This window comes from Nostoc sp. (assembly GCF_036916985.1).
Classification (GTDB): domain Bacteria; phylum Cyanobacteriota; class Cyanobacteriia; order Cyanobacteriales; family Nostocaceae; genus Nostoc.
The window spans coordinates 169,416-193,932 of the sequence record NZ_JBALFD010000022.1 but is presented as its reverse complement, the minus strand read 5'-3'; the positions used below and the strand labels follow the sequence as shown (position 1 = coordinate 193,932).

The following is a 24,517-nucleotide window of genomic DNA, read 5'->3' as shown; positions in this document are numbered from 1 at the left end:
AGTGGCAGATTCTTTCTCCTCTGCTTCCTCTGCCTCCTCTGCACACACAACGATGGAATATTTTTTTAGTTGGAAATCCCTGAAGCTGACTCGTAAAATCTATTTTTTCTCTCTGATATCTCTGTGACTCTGCGGTTTAAAAGTAATTTATTTAACCACAGAGGCGCAGAGAACACAGAGTAAGGAGATTGAAGAGAAATTTTTTCCTAATTCCTAATTTTTTGATACAGGGTATCTCGTTGTTGATAAGGTCGTCCTAAAGAAGCGATCGCAGTTTCCAAACTTTCCACTTCCATGCATGTACCACCCAAAGCACCCGCCATTGTGGTGATATGTTCTTCCATCAATGTGCCGCCGATATCGTTGCAACCCCAAACTAAGGCTTCTGTCGCACCTGCAAGCCCTAGTTTTACCCAACTCTGTTGATGGTTGGGAATCCAATTACCTAAGTAAATTCGTGCTACAGCCCCTAATAGCAATGCATCGGTTAAAACTGGTTGATCGCGTCCGACACGCCGACGTAAGGATTTGGGCGCTTCTTGTCCAACGAAGGGTAATAGAATAAACTCTGTGATCCTTGCTGGATATCCCTGATTGATGGCGGTTTTTTGGAGCGATCGCAATTTTTCTAAATGCCCGATTTGCTGTTCGTGGGTTTCAATATGCCCAGATAACATAGTACTAGTGGTATGCAGTCCTAATTTGTGAGCAGTGCTGACAATTTCTAGCCAAGTGGCTGTATCAATCTTCTCTGGACACAGTATCCGCCTAACCTCATCGTCTAATACTTCTGCTGCTGTTCCCGGCATTGAATTAACTCCGGCATCGCGCAAAGCAATAATCACATCAGCGTATTCGAGTCCGTCTAGTCTGGCGATAAATTGCACTTCTTGGGGAGAGAAAGCGTGCAGATGTATCTGGGGAAATTCCTGTTTGATGGTTTCCACTACCTTGAGATAGTAGGGCAAAGATTTACCATTGATTTGCGCTTGTGGATTTAACCCACCCTGCATACAGATTTCCGTCGCACCGCGTAGCACTGCATCTGTCGCTTTTTCCAAAATTTGCGCTGAATCTAACCAGTATGCACTGACATCACCATCATCTCGACGGAAAGCACAAAAACTACAGTGCTGCTCACAAATATTAGTAAAGTTGATATTACGATTAATTATGTAGGTGACAGTATCGCCTGCTTGAGTATGGCGGAGTGTGTCGGATGTAGTACGTATTGCTGCGATCGCCTCTGGGTCAGTTTGTTGTAATAACACTACTCCCTCTTCGGGAGATAAGTCATACCCCATCAAGGCACGTTCTAGAATTTTTTCAACAACAGTTTTTGTCAGCATTATTTGATTAATTTCTCAGCAAATCTTAATTTTATAATCTGGGAAATAAAATTTTACTTATTGAAGAAGAATTCAGAAGTCAGAATCAAGATGCGACTAGAAAATACTCGCTTTAAGCGTTGGCGCAGCCTCTCGTAGAGAAGGCTTTACGCTGCGCTATCCGCCAGTTGCACATAATTCATTCTGAATTCTGACTTTTCACGTTATGTGGAAAAGTCCACCAAAAACCTAACCCCCTAACCCCCAACTCGTCGCGGGAAGGGGAAAATTCAAAGTCTCTCTCCTTTTAGGAGAGAGAAATAGAAGTGAGGTTTTCTAGATGCCGTGAAAAGTCAGATTCTGAATTCTGACTCCTGACTCCTGAATTCTGTTTAATAAATACACCAAGTTCTGGAGAATCCCAAGACCGAGTATAAGTTTTACCTTTAAAATTAACCTCTAGAGATTTATTTTGTTTACTTTTTTTAGTTTCCATTGCAATAATCCCACAAGGCTGAAAATCTTTATAGGAATCCTGTTTTTCTAAACTTGCCGAAATATTAGTGACATTAACGTGTTGAATTTTAACTACTTCTTGATTATTTTGCTGTAAAAGTACCCACAAAGGGTATTCCCAAGGGTCATTTCCCATTAATAGCCCAATATTAGAGCATTTTTTTGAATTTAAAAACTCAACGGCTCCTGTGTAAGTACCTTTGAGGTATGGTCTATTACTGAAGTACTGCTCAGTTCTGGTGGTTTGGAATATATTGTTGCTATTAATGATAGGTCTATATCGATTAAAAAATAGCCAAGGCAAAGATGATATTAGCAAAAATGTTACTAGTAAAATTGCTATCTTTTGCTTTTTTAGCTTAGATAAAATAATACCTAAAAATGGAGAAATTAATACGAAGAAAGTTAAATGAAGACGACTATTCCAAGCTTGCCATTTGACCAAGTAGCAAAATATAAAAAATGTAGATATGGTAGCAATAAAATAAGCAACTAGATAACTGTCTTTACGAATAGATTTTCGGGTAATTAAAATAATTATACATGTAATTAACAATGCTAAATGTACAAAATTACCAGCATCGTTTTCATTACCATATATCCCAATTGTTGACCAACCTCCTGGTACAAAGAATGTTTTGGAAAAAGTTATTCGGGGGTCGTTAATATCTACACTGATTAATGTATGTATGATTTTAATTAGTTTATTTGCTATTCCATTCCATAAACCAATCGGTGTGCCTATATGCAAAGCCAGATTTCTGATAACATTAGAAAAAAGTATATTAATACCGTGTAATTCATTTTTATATTCACCTGGTTCACCAAGGGGTGAACCAAATAAATGATAATTGCGTAAATAGTGACTAATATTAAGTAATAAAGATATACTTGCTACCATCAAAGCAGGCTTCCATACTTGCCAACGCAAACGTTTAATTTGGTATAAACCAAACCAAACTAAGAAGGGAAAGACATAAAAATAAGCAGTTGCCTTACTCAAAATAGCTAATCCGATGCTACTACCAATATTGAATGAATTTATCCACACATTGCTGTTTTTAGCTTCAATAGTTGATAGCAAATAGTAAGCAAGACAAACTACCCAATAGGCAATTACATAATCATTTTGAGTACCAGACGCTTGCAATATTCCCATAGGAATTGTTGCAGTTACAACCGCAGAGAAAACCTGACCTTGTAAATCTGCTCCGAGTTTTTTGGCAATTAATGACACTCCAATAATACTGCCAATCATACTAAACCATTGAACTAAGTTAGCAAAGTAGTCACCACCAGTGAGAATTTGAAAATGCAAAATTACAAATTCTGACCAAGGGTTTTGATATAGCTGTGGAGTATAACTTGTTGGATAATGAGCAACACTATGATTTTCTATCCAATGAGCAACACGACTCATGTGATAGTCCATAGAATCCCAGTTATTGGGTGGTGCGATAATTGCAATTAATCCAATTGTCGCTACAACAAAACCCACGCCAGATAACAAAAATTTTATAACTGATGGGATTTTAAGATTTTCATTTACTTGAAAAGAGTTATTTGGCTCTAAAATCTCAGTTTTTTGAGAATTTAACCGCAAATATATAGAAATCAATATTATACATATTAATCCCCAAGTTACTAATATCCCACCAAAAGTAATTAATTTAAGGAAACTCAAAATTTCTGTGATGACAGTGAGCAAAACTCCCCAGTAAGTAAAGGCTACTATCAGCGATTTTCGCCAATCACGAGAATTTTTATTAATTAACAAAAAAATAGCAATTAAAGAAATGAGAGGTAAAATTATAAACATCCAATTTTTATTGTGGGATGAGCGTCTCGCCGCCCATAATAACCAAGGCCGGACAAGATGTCCACTCCGTAGTGGTAATATTATTCGTTGGTAATCCCTCACGTATATCTTGCCTGCATGAGGAAATATAGTATACACCCGCCATCTGCTTTAGCGATCGCAGAAACGAGCTTAAAACATACGAAAGTGGTTAAAATTGCTAAATACAAAAAAACAGTGTGGTCAAAAAACCACACTATTTTGACCGATTAATACAGTCAAGCAGTGAATACAACTAATTTGCTCTTGTTTGTGGTTTTCGTCGATTTTGTATTAGCAGTCCAATCGCCATACCAATGCCGACAAAGGCTGTAAAGTAGAATAAACCAATCAATCGGATATAAATTGGTGGTGCGATCGCTTCAACTTCGACTTCTTGCGCTACCTTCACTGGTGTAAATTGACGGTTAAATCCTGTTATAGGAGTTACTTCCACCTCGATTTTGTGGGGTGAACCATCAAAAAATTGTTCTTGCCATATTAACTTACCTTGATCGTCGGGAATACCTTTGTAATCAAAGACTGTTAAATTATGTTCTGTGGCGATCGCTTTCACCTGTAATGCTACATCTATGATTGGTTGTCCGCTTGCGGTATCTTTCACCTGTAGCGCTAAATTTGCAAGTTTTCCGACAGTTGCATTTTTATCTCCTTCAAGGTTAATTTCTAATCCCTGAGATTTTTGAGATGATGGTGCGATTACTTCGGTGCTACTTGGGTGATGTTCACTGCCATGAGCTTCAGCAACTTCTGCACTAATATTGATAAATAATAGGGTTACTATAGCCACTACAGTCAATGCACTTAATAAAAGCCGGACTGACTGGGGTGCAATTTCTCCTTGTTGGAGTTCTTCTTGTCCGCCAATAACCCAACCACCCAACAATCCCAGTGACAGTAATATAGCTGCGATCACAACAAAATATTTATATTTAACTGGATTTTCTCGGACATGCAGATTTAAAGTTTGTTCATAAGCAGCAAAAGTATTTGCTACCAAAGGTGACACTTTAACTAACAGTTGATAATTACCACGTATGGGTAACATCTGCTGAATTTCTAGCTTACCATCAAGTGCATTAGCATTCATTTGTAACAATTTTGTTCCCTCGACAATGGGAAAATCTGTTGTTAACCAAGGATTAGGCGGCGGTGTCAGAATTTGTAAACTAATTTTGGCATTTGTTAAAGATTTACCCGCAGCATCAACAGCTTGTAGCGTCAGCTTAACAGGAGATTGTGGTTTTTCTGCCTCTGCTTCAAAAGGCAGAATACGTTCTAAAGGCGGGTTGGTCGAAAGTAGCACTCTGGATGTAGGAATTTGAGAATTTCCCACAAAAGAATAAAGAATTGACAAAGTGATACAAACAGCGCTGATAACTCCAAAAAGTCGATATTTTTTCATAATAACTTATGGTAAATATTAAGCTCACGTACTTTATGCGACTGAAATATTAATAGCAGTAGATGAAATTTATTTCAGATTATTATTACTAAGTAAAAAAAAATAAGTGTAATAATTAATCATAAATCAGACATCATCTCAAATTAATTTAAGGTGATGTAGAGATGGAAAAAAGCATCTCTACAAAACCTAAAAGTCATTTCCAATCAAAAACAATGACGCACAATCCGCGTTATTTTAGCGTTGTAACTTTATTATGTTACCTAGCAAAGCTTCATGCACCTAAAAAATCTTGCGATTATACTAATTTAGTGACATGCAACGCCTAATGTATGGTGACGTGTTGAGTGTGCTGTGTTATGAACCGCAGGATAGGTGGAGAACAACACAGTCCAGATAACTAAAGAAGATAGCAGCATATAGAGCGTTACCTGCACAGGCTTGGATAAGGTAATACCTGCGGTCTTCTGCAATATTGAAATATGAGAAAAAGTAGTCATTTTTGACATCCTATAATAAATTTGGCTAATCCATCAATCAAAGGGTATGACACCCCTTGATTGGAAAAAGATATACGATCAACTTTGTATTTGACAAGTGTGTATTAAATGTATTGTGTAATTTGGCTTTAGTGAATACTATACTATTCTTTGAACATCGGCTCATCACGATGCAGAATTCTACACACAAAATCCATACAAATAACAAAAGAATGACACATGGTTTAGAGTAACGGCATTTTCAATGCTAATAACACGAAGGTAACAGATAAAAATTAAAAATGCTCATGTTGCCAAGCATCGAAAATGACTTGAAGAAACGCAATTTATGTTATCTCTAAGCTAATTAAATACGCTACAGACTAGCGACAGTTTCTTGCTTGCGTCCATATCTTCTAAGGTGCTACTATACACATTGTTTGTATTCTAAGTACTACTCAAGCAATAAGCATATCAGGAATCGGCATCAAACAGTTAGCTTATTGTCAATATAATTTATACACAAATAAGCGTATAAATACTTAAGAGAATTTTACTAGAGTTTCTAGGGAATGATTCTCGCTTGCTCTAAATTTAATAACTTACACTAGCAATTGGGAAGCACTATAAAATTATTGACAATAATTATTAATTCCTTTAATATTTAAAAACAATTGCAAATCTTTTGCAATTCTTTTTTAGCGCTAACCGTAACTACAATGTCATGCCCAACAACTTCGCTCTGGGTAACGGCAAACCTTGGAGCCGCCGTCAATTATTGCAGCTGGGTCTAGCGGGTGCTGGAGTGACTGGCGCAGCTGGACTTTGGCAGATGCTAAATCTACAAAGTAAGTCAACCGTCAAAGTGCCACCACTCAATATAGAAGCACCAGATGACGCTACTAATCCGATGAAGATGTTGAGGGATTTTGATTATGGGACGGTGAAGCAAGAAAATGGGCGGACTATCCGGGAATTTCAATTAACTGCTGGTACTTCCATCATAAAACTCAATAGTGCTGTCTCTTATAACATCTGGGATTTAAACGGTCGCATACCAGGGCCAACGCTACGGGCAAAACAAGGCGATCGCATCCGGGTACTATTTCTCAACAACGCGGGACATTCTCACTCTTTGCATTTTCATGGCGTTCATCCGGCGGAAATGGATGGTGTTCGGCCAATTAGCAATGGTAGTGCGACAATCTACGAATTTGATGCTGAACCTTATGGGGTTCATTTATACCACTGCCATATTGAACCAGTCACCCGTCATATTGCCAAGGGACTGTACGGAATGTTTATCATCGATCCACCGACTCCCCGTCCCCCAGCTGATGAAATCGTATTAGTGATGGGTGGATATGACGTGAATGATGATAGCCATAATGATTATTACGCCTTCAACGGTCTGCCCCACTATTACATGCATCATCCCATTGGCATTTACAAAGATCAGTTGATTCGGCTGTATGTTCTCAACATCATTGAATACGATCCGGCTGTTACCTTTCATCTTCACGCCAACTTCTTTGATGTCTATCGCTATGGCATGACTATGACTCCTAGCGAGAAAGCAGATGTGATTACGATGGGTGTCGCAGAAAGGCACATTTTAGAATTTGCTTTCCGCTATCCAGGTAAATATATGTTCCATCCCCATCAGGATGCGATCGCAGAAAACGGCTGCATGGGTCAATTTGAAGTACTTACTGAAAATAACTCTCAAAATCCTGTTAAACATTCTTGACAAGATTATTTAGTAACTTGTAATTAATTCATAAAAATTTTAGGTAACTAGTTGATAAAAAATATCATTATATGCAACAGTAAAATCTATGACAATCTGTCAAACAAACTACTTTTTAGTAATAGTTTGAAATGTTTCAATTAATACCTTTTTTAGTTGTGCGAGGAGCAAAGATGATCAAACTTCGTTATATCTATTTAGCAGCAGCAGCAACTTTAATAGTTACCTTGAGTTCCTGTAGTAGTACGCCAACCGCAGAAAATCCATCAGCACCAGTTGTTAGTCCTGCGGCTACAGAGGCAGTAAGCAATAACAGTCATAGTGGTCACAGTAGTAAAGAGAAAATTAACATTAACACTGCTATATTGTCAGAATTGGATAAGCTTGAAGGCAAACTAGGTATTCCGGCTTTATCAAACAAAATTCAGGCAAATCGTCCTTATGGTAGCCCAGAAGATTTAGTTACTAAAAAAGTAATTACTCAAGAGCAGTTCGACCAAATTAAAGACCAGATTGGTGTTCAAGAAGTGGTACTCACAGGTGAGGCAAAAGATGTTGACTATATGTCGAAATTAGGCTTAATGAAAGGGCATCTTTTGGTAGCACGAGAACTGCTAGAACAGAATCAGCCAAAACAAGCAGAACCTCATATTGGACATCCAGTTGAAGAAATTTATGTTGATGTAGAAGATCAACTTAATGAGCGCAAAGTCAAAGAATTTAAGACAACATTGGTGAGTTTGCAAGATTTAGTAAAATCTAGTCCCAAAGATAGCAAAGTTAAAACTAATTTTACCTCTTCAGTACAAGCAGTTGACGGAGCGATCGCAGCTTTGGCAGAAGCCCAACGCTCAAAACCAGGATTTACACTACAGGTAATTAACGAACTACTAGATTCAGCCAACTCAGAATATCGCGCTGCGATCGCAAATGGTAAAATCACAGCGCCAATTGAGTATCAAGACTCTCGTGGTTTTGTATTTTATGCCAATGAATTATACAAAGGAATTTCTAGTCAAGTAGCTCAAGCAGATCCCGAAGCACACAAAGCGATCGATACTAGTTTTGCTGAACTAATAAAAGTTTGGCCTGCCGCCATCCCACCAGCAAAAGCAGTTAAAATTCCTAATGATGTTACCAAACTGGTGAAAACCATTGAGGAAAACTCTCAAAAAGTGGTTGATAAATCTAATACCCAAGCACAGGGATAACACTTTAATTTAATGGTAAGTATAGGTTCAGGAGTTTAAAATAGTTAGGAGTTAAGAGTGAAAAGTTATGAATTAAGAGTTATGAATTATGAGTTATGAATCCCAAACTACTAACTCCTAACTTCCAACTCCTAACTCCTAACTCCTAACTAATTACACTCCCTTCATTACTTGAACTAACAACTGATGCAAGAACTTGACTATAAAAAGACCATTGACCTGCTGAACGCCATCATGGAATTTGAACTAGCAGGAGTAGTGCGCTATACACATTATTCTTTAATGGTGACTGGCCCTAACCGCATTCCAATCGTGGCTTTTTTCAAAGCACAAGCAAGTGAGTCTTTACTTCATGCCGAACAAGTGGGAGAAATTCTCACCGGTTTAGATGGGCATCCCTCCCTGAAAATCGCCCCAATGGAAGAAACCTATCAGCATAAAGTCAAGGATATCTTGGAAGAAAGCTTATCCCATGAAAAAAAGGCATTGGAACTGTATAAAAAATTGCTCGAGACTGTCACCAATGCCAGCATTTACCTGGAAGAATTCGCTCGCGGTATGATTGGACAAGAAGAGATGCATAATCTCGAACTGAAAAAGATGCTACGTGATTTTAGTTAATAGTCATTAGTCATTAGTCATTAGTCATTGGTCATTGGTCATTAGTCAAAAACAAATCCAAAAGACTAAGGACAACTGACTAATGACAAAGGGCAAAAAACAAAGGATAAAAGATGAATTTTAGTACTGCTCTACCTACTTTTGTCATAACACTCCGAGAAGGGGTGGAAGCTGCCCTTGTTGTTGGCATTGTGCTAGCTTTGCTGAAAAAAGCGAAACAATCCCGACTCAACTCTTGGGTATATGCTGGTGTCGGCGTTGGTATTGTCGTCAGTGCCTTAATAGGTGTGCTATTCAGTTGGTTAATTCAAATACTGGGAGCCGCGAATCCTCAATACACCACTGTAGTTGAGCCAGCACTAGAAGGTGTGTTTAGTGTATTAGCGATCGCAATGCTCAGTTGGATGCTAATCTGGATGACTAAACAAGCCAGATTTATGAAAGCGACAGTTGAGGGAGCAGTAACAGAAGCGCTGACACAAAACTCAAATGCTGGCTGGGGTGTTTTTACCTTAATTTTAATTGCCGTTGTTCGCGAAGGCTTTGAAACTGTTCTGTTTGTTGCCGCTAATTTTCAACAGGGATTAATGCCAGCCTTGGGCGCTATTGGTGGTTTAGTAGCGGCATCTGCCATTGGAGTGCTGCTATTTAAATGGGGTGTCAAAATTAACATCCGCCAGTTTTTTCAGGTAATGGGCGTTTTATTAGTGTTGATTGTCGCTGGGTTGGTAGTCTCAGCCTTGAAACACTTTGACGAAGCTGTAGCGAACCTTGCCTTGAGCAGTCGTGCCACAGAAAACCTTTGTTTTTATTACGAACGTTTTACAAAAGTCCACTCCTGTATTTTGGGGCCAATCGTTTCCAATACTTCGACAATCTTGCCTGACGAACAGTTTCCTGGCATTATTCTCAAATCTTTATTTGGCTATAGAGACAATCTCTATCTTGTGCAAGCAGTGGGATATGTGACGTTTTTACTCACCATTGGAGGACTGTATTTCCGCAGCCTTGGAGGTGCTTCTCCTGAAGTTAAAAAGAATATCCCCTTTGGTCAAAAACCAATTAGTTCTGCAAAAGATTAAGATTTTTGTCTCATTCCCAGTATCAGACTGGGAATAGCTTTAGCGATCGCTTAGGAACTTCCAAGAAATAAATTATCCAGTTTAACCAAATCAAAACGATTTTCTTTCCCCCTGCTCCCTGCTCCCTGCCCCCTGCCGTCAAAACGATAGGGTATTTTTTATTTGAAAGTCCCTTATCATCCACCACTGATTTGAAGATTGAGTTGTGAGACAAACTACGGTAAGTTGATAGTTATGCCGGATTTATTTAACCAAGAATTGATCACAACATCATTTTTCAATCCTAAATATGTCAGAGATTGCTGATTTCTCCGCTTCTAAGCTTTTGTCGCTATATCGCGATCGCCAGTTGTCACCAACAGAAGTAACCAAAGCTGCCCTAGAGCGGATTAATACTTACAATAGCCAAGTTAATGCATTTGCGATCGTTGATGAAAAAACTGCTCTTGCTGAAGCAGAGGCTTCCGAAGTGCGTTGGCTGAATGGAAATCCCCTTGGCTTGGTGGATGGTATACCCTTTACCGTCAAAGATTTACTCTTAACTAAGGGTTTGCCAACCCGACGAGGCAGTAAAGCGATTACTTCCAATCAACCTTGGTCAGAAGATGCCCCTGCGGTGGCTCGTTTGCGCGAACAAGGAGCAGTACTACTAGGAAAAACCACAACCTCAGAGTTTGGTTGGAAGGGTGTAACCGACAGCCCCCTGACTGGGATTACTCGCAATCCTTGGAATACAGATTTGACTCCTGGAGGTAGTAGTGGTGGGGCAGCTGTTGCTGCTGCATTGGGAATGGGAACACTCCATCTCGGTACAGATGGCGGCGGCTCGTCAAGATCGCCAGCAGCCTTAACCGGAGTCTTTGGTTTAAAACCCACTTTTGGGCGTGTTGCTGGCTATCCATCAGCCCATACAGGAAATTTGTTTCATATTGGCGTTCTAGTTCGCACTGTCACTGATGCCGCAGTCATGATGAATGTTATTGCCCATCCTGATGTGCGGGATTGGTATGCTTTATCAAATGACAAACAGGACTACACTGTTGATTTAGATCAAGGTGTTGCGGGACTGCGGATTGCTTACAGTCCTAACTTTGGCTACGCTGATGTCGATCCAGAAGTAGCTGCCTTAGTTAAAGCCGCAGTTGATATTTTTGCCAAACTTGGTGCTGTTGTTGAAGAAGTCGATCCTGGTTTTGCAAATCCCCGCAGTATTTTTCAAACCTTCTGGCAAACTGGTGCAGCCAAGTTAGTGCGCGGCTTTAGTCCAGAACAACAAGCTGTCATTGAAGAAGGTTTGCTCTCAATTGGCAAAGAAGGCGATCGCATCACAGTAGCAGAATATCTTAGCGCCCAAGATGCTCGTGAAGCATTGGGACGACAAATGCAACGCTTTCATGAAAACTATGATTTACTGATTACTCCCACCTTAGCTACAGTTGCTTTTCCGGTTGGACAAAACAGACCCCAATCATCTATTGACAATCCGCAACGCGATTGGGCACCTTTTACCTATCCTTTTAATCTCACACAACAACCTGCTGCATCTGTACCTTGTGGCTTCACTACAAATGGTTTACCTGTTGGGATACAAATTGTTGCTGCAAAATATAGAGATTTACTGGTATTGCAAGCAGCTAAAGCTTACGAAAGCATTTCTCCTTTCATCATGCCATTAGAATTGAATAGAAATGTTTTGAAGTAATTAAAAAAAGCAGTGAGCAAAATTTTCATATTAAATTCCTTACTACTGCTTTCTCAAATACCCAATCTAGAGTCAAAATTTGTAGATTTAAAAAATCAATTAGAAAAGAAAGGGTTTCAGGTAATCATTGCACTGCCACCAAAGCGAGGAGCTTATGGGTTACTAAGAGAAGCTGACAAAAAAATCTGGATTAATCCCGTAGTATTTGAGTTACATATTGGGACTCAAACACTAATCCATGAAACTGTTCATGCAGCACAGGTATGCGCCGGAAAAGGAAAAATAAAAACTTTAGGTTTAAAAATTCAACCAATCAATTACGCTCGACCATTTTTTAGACGCTATACTGATGTCAAACGGCAAGATTTAGAAAGAGAAGCCTATGCAGTGCAAACTCAACCTAATAGTTTTGAATTAGCTGTATCTCTTCTTCAACAACACTGTAAATAGCTAGTACAACATTTCATTAATTCATAGCGAATTAACTTTGGCAAAACTCTGCGTACCTACCCTGCGGGAAGGCGAAGTGCCTATGCGTTTACCTCTGTGTTCCTCTGCGTTTAAATAAAGTTACGAACTTATGCAAAGCTGTACTAAGTACCCTGTTATGCAAACAACGCTTGCTTAAGCTGCTGACAAGCCTTTTCAATTGCATCTATACTACCTGGATTCACCAGACCAAAATAATCAAACACATAAACTCGGTTATTTTTAGTTGCTTGTAGTTGCTGCCAAAAAGCTTCCTTTTTCAAAGAATCTAAAAGCGCTGCTTCCGAATTTCCTTGTGGAGGATTAACTAAAATTATCACCTCTGGATTTGCTTCTAAAACTTTCTCAGCCGAAAGCGTCACATAGCCGCCAACTGGGCTTTTGCCTTGTAAATCTGCGGCTATATTTTTCGCCTGAAACTTCGCCAACAAATCCCCTGCCCAACTGTTTTTATTTGGCGCTAAAATTGGTTGACGACTAACCAGCGCTAGAGTAGAAGGACTCTGAGTTGGCTTATCTGGCAAAAAAGTTTTATAACGGTTTAACAAAGGCTGAGGATCGGCATTAATTAACCCAGCCAGTTTTTTAGTAAGTTCTTCTAGAGATTCCCAGCTATTCACCTTAGTGAGCAAAGTCGCAATTCCTAGCTGCTGAAGTTTTTGAATTGGAATGTTAGAAAAACCTTCCGCACCAATAACTAAATCTGGTTTGAGTGCTACCACTTTCTCTAAATTTGGCGGACTTTGACCTTCACTAACGCGGGGAATATTCTTGAATCTTGAGTCATTCTTAAATAATCTACTACCAGTAATTCCAACAATTTTTGTTGGTTCGAGTCGAGAGATAATATCAGCAGAAAGAGAAGAAAGAGCAACAACTCTTTTTGCCGAGCCTTTTGATAATTGTTGAGAGTTCGTATTAGTCGCCTCAGTGCTATTTTCCACTTTGGTTTGTGGTTGCTGAGTATTTGCAGTGGTGCAAGCAACTAAAACTATACTCAACAAAATTGCTAAAGCAGATAAGAGCCAACGACGATACATATTAAAATTCCTTCTGAGGTAAGAATGTAGGACTTACGCAAAAACGGGAGCATCCCAGATTTTTAAATTTCCTGTTGTGCTGGATTAGGATAGGAACAAGAAAATGGAGAAACGAACCGCAAAGAACGCAAAGAACGCAAAGAGAAGACAGTTATAAAGGGTTTGTGCGTCAGTCCCGTGAATTTTTGAAAAATTGGGATGCTCCCCGCAAAAACTCTCTGAAACTCTTGTTTCTTTGCGTCCTTTGCGTCCTTTGCGGTTCGTTTTTTCATGATTTTGCGTAAGTCCTGGAATGGTATAAGATTGATATCGATTAGGTCTGTTGTAACTGCTAAAACAAATGTACGCCCATCTCAATGTAATTGTCCTAATACCCAATCAAACTTACTTCGTCTCCATCCAATTTTCACCAACACGCGCCTCCACCAGCAATGGTACACTCAACTGAACTGCGTTTTCCATCACCGACTTAATTTGCACTTGTAATTCTCCCCACTCATCAGGGGGAATTTCAAATACTAATTCATCGTGAACTTGCAATAACAAACGCGCCTGATAGTTTTTCAAAACCTCATGCAATCTCACCATTGCAATTTTGATAATATCAGCATTAGAACCTTGAATTGGTGCATTAGCCGCAGAGCGTAATAAACCTGCATCGTAAGCACCCAAATTCTTCAATTTACTCAAATCGATATCTTCTGGGTTGCTGCCTTTTAATTTGCGTAAACTGTTATTAGTAAAGTCAAAATAACGACGGCGACCGAAAATAGTTTCTACATAACCAAGAGCGATCGCTTCTTTTTTCACTCGCTCCAAATATGCAAAAACTTTCGGATATCGTTCATTAAACCGCTTAATGAACTCATTGGCAATAGTCTTATCTATCCCAGTTGAGCGCGAAAACCTGAGAGAACCCATTCCATAAATCACGCCAAAATTGATAGTTTTTGCCATCCCTCGTTCTTCTGAGGTGATATTTTCTTTTTCAAATACTAACCGCGCGGTAACAGTGTGAACATCTTCATTTTGCTGATATGCTTGCACTAATATCGGCTCTTGACTCAAATGAGCCAAAATTCGCAATTCAATTTGTGAGTAATCAGCAGCCACCATTAACCAACCAGCTTCAGGCAAAAATGCCTTGCGAATTTGGCGACTAAAAGCTGTACGAATGGGGATATTTTGCAAATTCGGATTAGAAGAAGATAACCTACCCGTTGATGTTGTTGCTTGATTAAAATCAGTATGCACTCGCTGGGTATCTGGACGCACCAATGCAGGTAATGCATCAACATAAGTAGACTTTAATTTAGATAGGGTGCGATACTCAATAATCGCCTCAACAAACCCAGTGTTATCATCTTCTTGAAGTCTTTCCAGAGTTGCTGCGTCTGTAGAGAATCCTGTTTGAATTTTACGAGAATGTCTAGTACTTAAGCCCAATTTTTCAAATAAGATTTGACTCAATTGTTTAGGAGAACCCAAGTTAAAATTTTCCCCAGCTATTTCAGTTGCTTCCTCTTTTAACCTGGCTAACTCTGTTTCTAAATGCTGCGAAAGTTCTTGTAAATAAGCTGAATTAATCCGAACGCCTGTGTATTCCATTTCGGCTAAAACTGCTTCTAGTGGCTGTTCGACTTCTGCTAACAGCTTAGACAAAGCTGGATAATTTTCCAGCTCCTCACGCAATTTCGCCACTAAACCAAAGGTAGAATAAGCATCCATCCCACAGTAGTCAGCTACGGCGGGAATATCTATATCAGCGATGGTTTTGCCTTTAGGAACTAAATCTAAATAACTTTTAGCCGTCAATCCCAAATATCGCTGCGACAAATCCATCAAATTATGACTTGAATCGGGATTTAGAATGTAACTTGCCAGCATGGGATCAAACACTACACCCGTCAAATTAATTCCTTGACACCTGAGAACTAAGCGGTCAAATTTGGCATTTTGTAAAGCTTTGGGATAATCGGCACTTTCGAGAATTGGGCGTAATGCTTCTAACACCAAATCTTTAGGCAAATTTTCCCCAGTTTTGTGCCCCACAGGAATATAGGCTACTTCATCTGGTTGTGTTCCCCAACAGCAACCAATTCCTACTAAATCAGCATCTCTTGGTTCTAAAGCGGTAGTTTCAGTATCCCAAGCAACGGGTGTTTCTGGATTAGTGAATTTTTGCAAAAGTTTCACTAACTCAGTTAATTTGGTTTCAGTATTGATGATGCGCGGTGTAATCGGGGAAGTAGATTGTTGTGGGACTGCTGCCGTGTCACTAGCACTGAAAAACCACAAATCATTATCTTCATCAGTGCTGAATTCTGAGTTAGCAGAGTTAGTATTACTTACGTCTATTTTTACTTCTTGTTTTTCTTCAACTTTGCCACCAAAACGCTGCTGAAGGTCGTTTATCCTACCTAGAAAAGACTTGAATTCTAATTTTTCTAAAATTGGTGATAAGACGCTTGTATCAAACCCTTTTAATTGGCAATCTTCTAAATTAAATTCTATAGGAACATCTAAAACTATAGTTGCCAAGTAGCGAGACTTCTCGGCATCTTCTTTACCTGCGGCCAGTTTTTTCTGAGTTGCACCTTTAATTTCATCTAACGCAGCATAAACATTTTCAAGTGAACCGTATGTATTCAGCAGTTGCACTGCTGTTTTTTCACCAATTCCTTTAACACCAGGAATATTATCTGATTTATCACCACAAAGAGTCTTGAAATCAATAATTTGTGAAGGTAAAACGCCCATCTTCTCTTTGACTTGTTCTGCTTCAAATTCCGTGATGCTATTTGTAGAGCGCTTTAGGGCATCTGGACTAAAATTTAGAACAGTGATTTCTTTGTCAGAATCGATCAGTTGAAATAAATCGCGATCGCCAGTGAGAATCTTCACCCTATAGCCCGCCGCAGTTACTCGCTGTGCTAAGGTTCCCAAAATATCATCAGCCTCAAAACCTGGGGCGGTGAAAAAGGGGAGATTGAAGCCATTCAGCAACTCATGGAGGTTTTCTAAGTCGGGAATGAAGTCTTCTGGCGTTTCCGGGCGATCGGCTTTATAAGTCTCGTCAGCTTCGTGGCGAAAAGTTGCCTCAGCCAAATCAAAAGCGATCGCCATTGCTTGAGGCTGTTGTGTTGCCATGACCTCCAGCAGGCACTTCACAAAACCAAAACATATACTGGTGGGAATACCTGCTTTAGTACGCAGTCCTCCATCTCGCCCTTTGGCGAAAGCAAAGTATGAACGATAGGCCAGCGAGTGTCCATCGACGAGGATGAACGTGGGGCGTGTTGTTGTTACAGAAGTGAAAGTTTCAGACATAGCCCTATTTTAGCCAGAAGCTTTGTCACATCGTTAGCAATTTTAGATGCTAGTTCAGCTTGGCTTTGGCGATAATAGCGTACTTTATTCAGCACAAATTACTTTATAAATAACTCTGTGTGTAATTTTATATATTAAAAATCATAAGTATATCCAGTTTTAGTACGGAAGCCCAGTAGAAGCAACTTTTACTAGGGATACTACCCTAATTAAGTACGTGAGTATCAACATAGTAACCAATTCCTCAACTTTTCAGCAGGAATCGGCGATCTATACCCCTGAGCGCTTTATGTTTAATTAGATAGACCTAGCTTACTTCTCAGGAACCACAAACACTAACTTCGTATTTCGATATAAGACTACCACTATCAAAGCCTCTCTTCTTTAATAAAACTTTATATCTACCGTTCATGAACTATACTTTCCGAAGGGACTTGAATATAAAAGCTTTACATAAAGTTACGTGTATTTATCAAGCCTAGAAGTAAAGTTTCAGAGTTAGAAAGTAAGTAATCCTGTAATGATTCGTTTTAGAAAAAATCTTTCATCATGAAAACAAAATTATTGAACACTCTGGCAGCTGCGACAACTTTGGCAGGAATAGCTGCAACTTCTGGAGTAGCTAATGCAGCCTCTCTCTCGTACACTAGTTCCCTTGATTATAAATTGACAAATATTGTTGATGCACCTTTGAGCATCCAACAGTTTAACTCGTCTTTAGGCACTCTCAAGGGTGTAACGATAGGATTTACTGGCGATATACTTGGAAATGCAGGTTTTGAAAACACAGGTAATACTTCAAGTCCGGTGACAGTAAATCTTGCCAGTCAACTCGCCTTAAAATTAAATAATCAGTCTCTATTTGCGCTCAATCCACAAAATAGCTTCAGTTACGAAGTTGGTCAATTTGACAACACCATTGATTTTGGTGGTACATCTGGAAAGACTGTTTCTGGACTAACTGCCACAAAATCTGGTACTCAGTCTTTCACTGATACCCAATTATTGCAGTCTTTCATTGGTAATAGCAACATAGACTTTTTGTTCTCAGCTACAGCCAACTCAGTAGTTTCAGGTTCGGGCAACATAGCATCTTATGTTCAAACACTTGCCAAAGCAAATATCAAAGTAACTTATGACTACGATGATGTTAAATCAATACCTGAACCTTCTGCCACACTAGGAGTTGGTTTAATTGCTGGGCTTTGTCTATTGTCACAACGCAAAAAAAGTTGGATCAAAGGTTAAAATTCATAGACTTTCTTGAATAAGCAGTTTTTTCCATCCTATCTATCCGTCAGGCTCTCTAATTTAAATTAAAAACCCCGATTTTTTCGATAATTGGGGTTTTTTGTTATGATTAGTATCCAGAATTTTGAGCAATTTTGAACAATATTTAAAAAATACTATAGCAATCTGATTTGATTTCTGAATTACTCGTAGAGGTAAGGGACTGGGGACTGGGAAGAAGGAATAAAGGTGTACTGAGTTTTGTTCAAAAATCAAATATGAGTCCTATATAGTAATCTAAAATCTTGTGATTCAGCATCCTTATGTTATAAAAATTAGGTTGAGTAGAGAACCCAATTTTTGTTATTACTCCCCACTGGTCGTTAGACCCTGTTAACCTCTTACTGGAACTTAAAATCTAGGAAATTATGCAGAAAGCATCTGCCACTCATTTGGCATCTACCGATCACCAGGCTGCTGCAAAAGACATTAAACTACTAGTTTTGGATATAGATGGCACGATCGCAGGGCACTCTAACACTATCAGTGCAAGTGTAAAGCAAGCTATTGTGGCAGCGCAAGCACGAGGAATTCAAGTGGCGATCGCCACAGGTAGAATGTATCGTTCAGCCTTGCGTTTTCACCAAGACATCGGCTCTACCTTACCATTAATGGCCTATCAAGGAGCCTGGATTCAAGACCCGATCGCTCAAAAAATTCATCGCCATTGGGCTGTTTCCAGGGAAATCGCCCACCAGCTAATCGACTATTTTGAACAACCTGAGTTGCGATCGCTCCTATCTGTCCACTTTTATATCAACGATCAGCTATACGTCCGTGAATTAACCAAAGAAACCCAAATTTATGCAGAACGTTCTGGTGTGATCCCAATTCCCGTAGGTGATTTACGCCAAGCCTTAACGAATGAACCGACAAAAATTCTTGCTTTATCCGATGACACTGACCTAATCGACAAGCTATTAGGAAATTTACGCCGTCAGTACACACCTGCTGAACTTTACTTGACAACATCTGTAGCTACCTTTTTTGAAGCAACTAACGCTTCTGTAAACAAGGGAACTGCTGTACGTTACCTAGCCGAAGAGTTGTTGGGATTAGAGTTAGCCAACGTTATGGCCATTGGCGATAACTTCAATGATGTGGAAATGCTGGAATATGTTGGACTTGGTATTGCTATGGGTAACGCACCGGCAGCAGTGCAAGCGATCGCACAGTGGGTAGCTCCTAGCGTAGAAGAAGATGGGGCAGCAGTAGCAATTGAAAAGTTTTTGCTGTAGTGAAGGTACTTTTTTTAACCTAATCCATATAAATCAGAAAGGACACCGACGACTGGCCGTGTTTCGTCTCGGTGCCCTAGCTGGTTCGCTCCTCACACTCCTGCTAATGTAGCCGAGGTGGTGCATTGAGTCAATAGCTATATTAAAGTTTTTATTTTTACCTAAGCAGCATTACCGATTTATAACTCCAAGGGCGCAACAATCCCCAGGTTTTCCTCTAGAACATATCTTAATACTGACTGAGTAGCCATGAGCAATCCGAGTCTGGCTTGGGTTAGCTCTGGTGACGTAATTTTCACCTCACCCCAAATCCGGCAATTAGACCAAAACTTTTCAAAAGCTTGGCTCAAATTCAGCGCTACTTTTTCCCATTTCACAGAACCGCCAACATCAGGGCACTCTATGTTGTCTACTACTTGTATTAATTCGTCAATTAGACGACGCTCATCTGGGTGATTTAGCCGTAATGTTCCGTCACAATTAAGCCAAGGTATGGGGTTAGGAGAGATAACATCCCAAAAATCTGGACTAGTATTTGGAACTGGTTCTCTAAGTTTAATCAATCCCTCTCGGTGAGCCAGAAGCACTAGCGAACAACAGCGTGCATGGGCATATTGAACAGCAAACAGTGAATTGGGGATTAGGGATTGGGAAAGAGGAGGCAGGATAGCGTAGCGGTAGCGAGTCCGCGAGCGTCGGCAGAAGTTCTTTAATTTTGAATTTTGAATTTTGAATTTTGAATTGATTTCTCCCCCTGCTCCCTGCTCCCTGCTCCCCTGCTCCATTGCTTCCCCCAAACTCCCCACTACGAGACTTTGTAACCAAGTCGCCAAAGTTGAGTGAGTTAATTCAAAATGTATCCAACCAGGCGGAACTACTTGGATGCTAAAAACGTCCTCATAAATCCTTGATAAATCAGAGGCGATCGCATTAGCAAGCTCCATCGCTTTTCGATTCTGAGATTTTGATAGTCGCAAGGACACACTTGAAGTGTATAAAACTCTATTCTCATCTCTACCTTTATGTAGAGGAATTTTTTCATCTTTTATGTACTCATTTTCTGCTTTGTAAGTATCAATGCTTATTGATTTTATCAAATAACTGTATAATAGCTGTTTTATTGACGTGTATTTGCTAACTGGTAATCTATAAAGCACGTAATATTACTTAAATAAATATGTAAAATATATTTGTCACATTTCTGTCATCTGTCTTGCGGTATAAATTTAATTTAGATGAAGAAAAATGAGAAGAGGATAAAATTTAATGAATAATCGATGAATAGTAAGTAAACTTTACTACCATCATTGTACAGTAGGAAGTATAACAAAAGAGTAGAGAGTAATTTGCTTTCTATTCTTTGGATTGGCTGGCGCTGTTAGGCGTTAAGCCTGCCTCGTCAACACAAAGACACTCCTTGCACCCTTTTATTTACGTCTTTGTCTTCAGCCGAACGCTCTTTGTTACCTATGCAATCTCCATCCTCCTTTTCTGAGGCATCACGGCCTTTTCTGACTTGGCAACGCATTCTTGACTGGGCTCAAGAACACTACCGCTGCCGCACCTTTAGCAAAGATGAGCGCATTCCAGCCCGCCCTGGATTGCTGTATTTGGTGCAAAGGGGTGCGATCCGTATGGTAGGAACCGCACAAGTTAGTGCGACTGCTAGTCAGCTAACGTCTCGACGAATTAACAGAACTCCAGAAGAAGCGTTCTTGGGTTTTGTGGGAGCGGGACAGCCATTTGAAATTGTTGCTCAATCACCATTCACACTCCAGGCTTACGCCCATGTTGACCAAACTGCGGTGCTGTGGATGTACTGGCATGATTTAGACAATTGGCCTCACTTCCGTCGCGAAGTTATGGATGCCTTTAGGTATCAGCACCAGCGTAAGCTGCTGTGGTTGAGTGCCTTGGGACAACGCCGCACAATTGACCGACTCTTAGGATTTCTCACATTGTTAATTGAGGAATATGGAGAACCAGCCATGAGCGACACTGATCCTGATGTGATTCGCGGCTATGCTCTGCCCTTCCCCCTCACCCATGCCCAAATTGGTAGCGCGATTGGTTCCACTCGTGTTACCGTCACCCGCTTGATGGGTAAGCTGCGTCAACGTGGCTTAATCCTGACTCAAGGCGATAACCTCATTTGCTTGCCAGCAGAGTCGATTAATAGAGCTGGTTAAAGCACAGTTCAGAGCGGCGATTTCCGCCACTCTGTCTTGAGTGCGATGGGCTACGCCCCGCCGGAAGCGATCGCAAGAGTCAGCGAATTTTGACAAACCCAGCTTGGCTAATCAATTCCTGTCCCTGCTCAGTCAGCAGTAAGTTGGCGTAAGCGACACCCGCTTGCTGCTCGGTCTGATTATTCTGTTTGACCACCACAAACAGATTGCGGGTAATCGGGTATTTTCCTGATTGGAAAGCATCAATGTTCAATTTGTTCCGTTTCCCAGGACATTCAGACGGGAGGACAGAAGGTTCTTGGTATGGTGCAATGTATTGTCCTTGTGTCCGCCCCAACGGCAAGGCTTTGATTGAACATTGAGGAATCACCTCTGGGGCAGAAGCGTAGTAGATACTGGCAGGGCTACCAGCCAATTTTTGCAAGGCTTGGGTGGTTGTGGAGATAAATTCCACATTCGGGCTGAAAGCTTGACCACCCAAGATGTCTTGGACAAAAAGCTCAACCGTACCGCCATCAGCAATGCGGCGGGAATAGGGCTTAATCTGGATATTGGGGCCGCCCACCTGGCTCCAATTATTGATTTTGCCTGTGTAAATTGACTTTAACTGGTCTACCGTTAGTCCTGGGATATTCAAGTTGGGATTAACTGCGATCGCTAAACCATCAATTGCCACAGGAATTTGTTTTAAACTGAATCCACGCTGCTGGGCACGGCTTAATTCCTGATCTAGAACTGGTCGGGAGGACTGGGCAAAGGCTAGTTGACCGTCTATTAGGGACTGAATGCCAGTACCAGAACCAGGAGAAGCATTGCTGGGTTCTACATAGCGCAGCCGTAACTCTGGCCGCGCGGCTTGGATTGCTGGATCAACTACTAGTCGAATCGGTGCCCAAGATGTACTACCTCCGTAATTAAACAATCCTGTAGGAACATCTTTTACTAAAGAGAAAGTCCCGCTGCTAGGTTTTCCTGATGTGGCTTGGGGTGTATTAGTGCTACTAGAATTAACTGTATTTAGCTCCAGACCAGACTTTCTGCTAAACCACCAAAAACCTCCAGCTACTAGCCCAACTGTAATCAGAATTGATAATACAAGAATAGGTATTTCATTTTTTTGGGACATAGTAAATTACTCCCGCGTCCATTCAATATAAGTGCTTGATAAGTACTTGCTACTTGAGATTGTATTTGGAGGACGGGTATTTTGTTAGCAAATTCTGATAAATCCTAACTTCTGACCACTTACTTTCGAGACTTCTAAGAAATAAATGATCCATCTTGTGGGGTGTGTGTCCCCACCTTTCCCAGATTTAGGGACGACAAGATCCGCACCCGATAATAAAATTTGGGATGTTTTTTTTATTTGGAAGTCCCTTAGAAGCCAAGTTATGATAAATTTCACCTAGATTATTCGTTTCTTCTCTCAAGGAACACTAAAATTTTTCCCATGAATTTCAATTTCTCATGTTGAGAGTTTCTCTAGGTTAAGTATTGGTTAATTTTTAATTTTTTATTGCTGATTAACGCACTGGCTCAAAGTCATAACCAGTGCGAGAGCGAGAACCAGGAACAATTTTTACAAGTTGGACTGGCGCATTGCGATCGCCTGATGGTAAAAATCGAATTGTACCAGAAGCGCCGCTGGCAGAAAAATCAGAGGATGCCAATGCTTCTTGGACTCCAGATCGTGTAGGATTTCGTTCTAATGACTTAATTAGAGCAATAGTAGCATCATAACTAAGGGCGCTTCGCCAACTCACATCAGCACCCCATAGCTGCCGCGATTTCTGAGGAAAATCTGATTTAGGATCGCCATCAATATGCCAGGGAACTGCCACTACCATTCCCGCAGCTTGCTCTCTGCCAATTTCTAAAGTTTTAGCGGTGTAAACATCATCTCCCGCCAGCAGAGTTAACTTTTTCTGGTTAATCTGAATTACTTGCAGCGCTTTATCTAGAGTTTCGGTGTTAGCAGCTAACATCAACACTTCTGTAGCTTGTTTAGTTGCTTGTTCTACACTTTTAGCCGCACTAAAATCAGCCTTGGATAAGTCAAATTCGCTAGATACTTGTCCACCCTCTAGGGAAACAGATGAGACAAACTCTGACTTTAAAGACTGGCTATAATTACTTTGAGAATTAAAGAAAACCACTGCATTTTTTTTCTGCAAAGTTTTCACCATATAGTTAGCTAAACTTCTCGCAGCCATAAAATCACTGGGAACTGTGCGAAAAACGTAGCGGCTAAAGTTAGAAATTTTGACAGATGTGCTGGTAGGAGAAATTGCTACAAGTTGTCCAGAATTATAGATAGTACCTGCGGCTAAGGTAGAATCGCTAGTATTCGGCCCAACTACACCTAATACTTCGGAATTGCTGACTAAGTTGGAAGCGATTTGCTTGGCTATTTCTGGATTGTCGTCATCGTTAGCTATCCCTACTTTTAAAGGTACTCCCTTAATTCCCCCAGAGGTATTAACTTGATTTTGGGCTTGGGCGATGCCACGTAAAATTTCTAAAGCAGCATTGGGGTCAGTGCCTAATGGTACAGAAGCCACAATGGTATAGCTCTTGGAAGAACCGATGCGGGCATTGTTGAGAAAAATTAATGCTTCTGGATCGTTACGGTTGAGTTTTAGGGCAGCTGTGAAATTGGCGATCGCCTTATCATAACTTTTAGCAGCGATCGCCTGTACTCCTTCTTTTTTCACTGGAGAAATCTCACCTGGAGTCAAGGATTTTTCCCCAAAACTAATGCGGTCTTGTAAGGATGTATTGTTACCTGCGGCCTGATTTGGAATGGCAGTATTACCAATTTTGACCCCAGAGTTTTTAGCAAACAACCAAAAACCACCGCCAACTATGCCAACTGTTAGCAGCAAGGCCAAGGCTAAAATTTTGGTTTCATTCTTTTGTGACATGAACAAGTTTGAATAAAGTAAAAATGTTTATTATTTGTAGAACTTATGGATTAAGATAAAAAACG

The 24,517-nt window shown here is 40.2% G+C and carries 18 protein-coding genes; 9 read left to right on the top strand and 9 right to left on the bottom strand.

The window, feature by feature from the left end:
- Positions 1-206: 206 nt before the first annotated feature.
- The 4 genes from cofH to V7L07_RS09095 form a co-directional block, all read right to left on the bottom strand.
- Positions 207-1,349, bottom strand: coding sequence for a 7,8-didemethyl-8-hydroxy-5-deazariboflavin synthase subunit CofH (cofH, locus tag V7L07_RS09110; protein WP_335057021.1), 1,143 nt, complete (start codon positions 1,347-1,349; stop codon positions 207-209).
- Positions 1,350-1,635: 286 nt separating this feature from the next.
- Positions 1,636-3,663: a hypothetical protein gene (locus V7L07_RS09105; RefSeq protein ID WP_335057019.1), complete on the bottom strand. Its 2,028-nt coding sequence runs from the start codon at positions 3,661-3,663 to the stop codon at positions 1,636-1,638.
- Between the two features lie 274 nt (positions 3,664-3,937).
- Entirely contained in the window at positions 3,938-5,107 is a 1,170-nt protein-coding gene (locus V7L07_RS09100) for a hypothetical protein (RefSeq protein WP_335057017.1), read from the bottom strand.
- 308 nt (positions 5,108-5,415) lie between these two features.
- Entirely contained in the window at positions 5,416-5,607 is a 192-nt protein-coding gene (locus V7L07_RS09095; protein ID WP_179064069.1) for a CbtB domain-containing protein, read from the bottom strand.
- Between the two features lie 703 nt (positions 5,608-6,310).
- Here V7L07_RS09095 and V7L07_RS09090 point away from each other — a divergent pair.
- From V7L07_RS09090 to V7L07_RS09065, 6 genes are all read left to right on the top strand, one after another.
- Positions 6,311-7,336 (top strand): multicopper oxidase domain-containing protein, encoded by a 1,026-nt coding sequence (locus tag V7L07_RS09090; protein ID WP_335057015.1) that lies wholly within the window; start codon positions 6,311-6,313, stop codon positions 7,334-7,336.
- Positions 7,337-7,509: 173 nt separating this feature from the next.
- Positions 7,510-8,547 (top strand): ComEA family DNA-binding protein, encoded by a 1,038-nt coding sequence (locus V7L07_RS09085; protein WP_335057013.1) that lies wholly within the window; start codon positions 7,510-7,512, stop codon positions 8,545-8,547.
- A gap of 186 nt (positions 8,548-8,733) precedes the next feature.
- Positions 8,734-9,168, top strand: coding sequence for a ferritin-like domain-containing protein (locus V7L07_RS09080; protein WP_179064066.1), 435 nt, complete (start codon positions 8,734-8,736; stop codon positions 9,166-9,168).
- Between the two features lie 113 nt (positions 9,169-9,281).
- Complete coding sequence (locus tag V7L07_RS09075) at positions 9,282-10,250, top strand: FTR1 family iron permease (RefSeq protein ID WP_335057011.1); 969 nt, start codon at positions 9,282-9,284, stop codon at positions 10,248-10,250.
- A gap of 289 nt (positions 10,251-10,539) precedes the next feature.
- Positions 10,540-11,952 (top strand): amidase, encoded by a 1,413-nt coding sequence (locus V7L07_RS09070; RefSeq protein WP_335057009.1) that lies wholly within the window; start codon positions 10,540-10,542, stop codon positions 11,950-11,952.
- A 12-nt stretch (positions 11,953-11,964) separates the two neighbouring features.
- A complete protein-coding gene (locus V7L07_RS09065) occupies positions 11,965-12,402 on the top strand; it encodes a hypothetical protein (protein ID WP_335057007.1) in 438 nt (145 codons plus the stop codon).
- A gap of 155 nt (positions 12,403-12,557) precedes the next feature.
- Here the strand turns inward: V7L07_RS09065 and V7L07_RS09060 are convergent, their stop codons facing one another.
- Together V7L07_RS09060 and polA are read right to left on the bottom strand one after the other, a co-directional pair.
- Positions 12,558-13,481 carry an ABC transporter substrate-binding protein gene (locus V7L07_RS09060; protein ID WP_335057005.1) on the bottom strand — a complete coding sequence of 308 codons (924 nt, stop codon included), beginning with the start codon at positions 13,479-13,481 and terminating at the stop codon, positions 12,558-12,560.
- A gap of 384 nt (positions 13,482-13,865) precedes the next feature.
- A complete protein-coding gene (gene polA / locus V7L07_RS09055; RefSeq protein ID WP_335057003.1) occupies positions 13,866-16,811 on the bottom strand; it encodes a DNA polymerase I in 2,946 nt (981 codons plus the stop codon).
- Between the two features lie 549 nt (positions 16,812-17,360).
- On the opposite strand from polA, the gene V7L07_RS09050 reads away from it, so the two are divergent.
- Positions 17,361-18,059: a PEP-CTERM sorting domain-containing protein gene (locus V7L07_RS09050; protein WP_335057001.1), complete on the top strand. Its 699-nt coding sequence runs from the start codon at positions 17,361-17,363 to the stop codon at positions 18,057-18,059.
- Positions 18,060-18,469: 410 nt separating this feature from the next.
- Positions 18,470-19,339: a Cof-type HAD-IIB family hydrolase gene (locus V7L07_RS09045; RefSeq protein WP_335056999.1), complete on the top strand. Its 870-nt coding sequence runs from the start codon at positions 18,470-18,472 to the stop codon at positions 19,337-19,339.
- 179 nt (positions 19,340-19,518) lie between these two features.
- On the opposite strand, the gene V7L07_RS09040 is transcribed toward V7L07_RS09045, so the two are convergent.
- Positions 19,519-20,283: a DALR anticodon-binding domain-containing protein gene (locus V7L07_RS09040; protein WP_335056997.1), complete on the bottom strand. Its 765-nt coding sequence runs from the start codon at positions 20,281-20,283 to the stop codon at positions 19,519-19,521.
- A gap of 525 nt (positions 20,284-20,808) precedes the next feature.
- On the opposite strand from V7L07_RS09040, the gene V7L07_RS09035 reads away from it, so the two are divergent.
- A complete protein-coding gene (locus tag V7L07_RS09035; RefSeq protein ID WP_069068606.1) occupies positions 20,809-21,528 on the top strand; it encodes a Crp/Fnr family transcriptional regulator in 720 nt (239 codons plus the stop codon).
- 79 nt (positions 21,529-21,607) lie between these two features.
- Here the strand turns inward: V7L07_RS09035 and V7L07_RS09030 are convergent, their stop codons facing one another.
- Positions 21,608-22,654 (bottom strand): PstS family phosphate ABC transporter substrate-binding protein, encoded by a 1,047-nt coding sequence (locus tag V7L07_RS09030; RefSeq protein ID WP_335056995.1) that lies wholly within the window; start codon positions 22,652-22,654, stop codon positions 21,608-21,610.
- Between the two features lie 397 nt (positions 22,655-23,051).
- Complete coding sequence (locus V7L07_RS09025; protein ID WP_335056993.1) at positions 23,052-24,452, bottom strand: ABC transporter substrate-binding protein; 1,401 nt, start codon at positions 24,450-24,452, stop codon at positions 23,052-23,054.
- Positions 24,453-24,517: the final 65 nt, after the last annotated feature.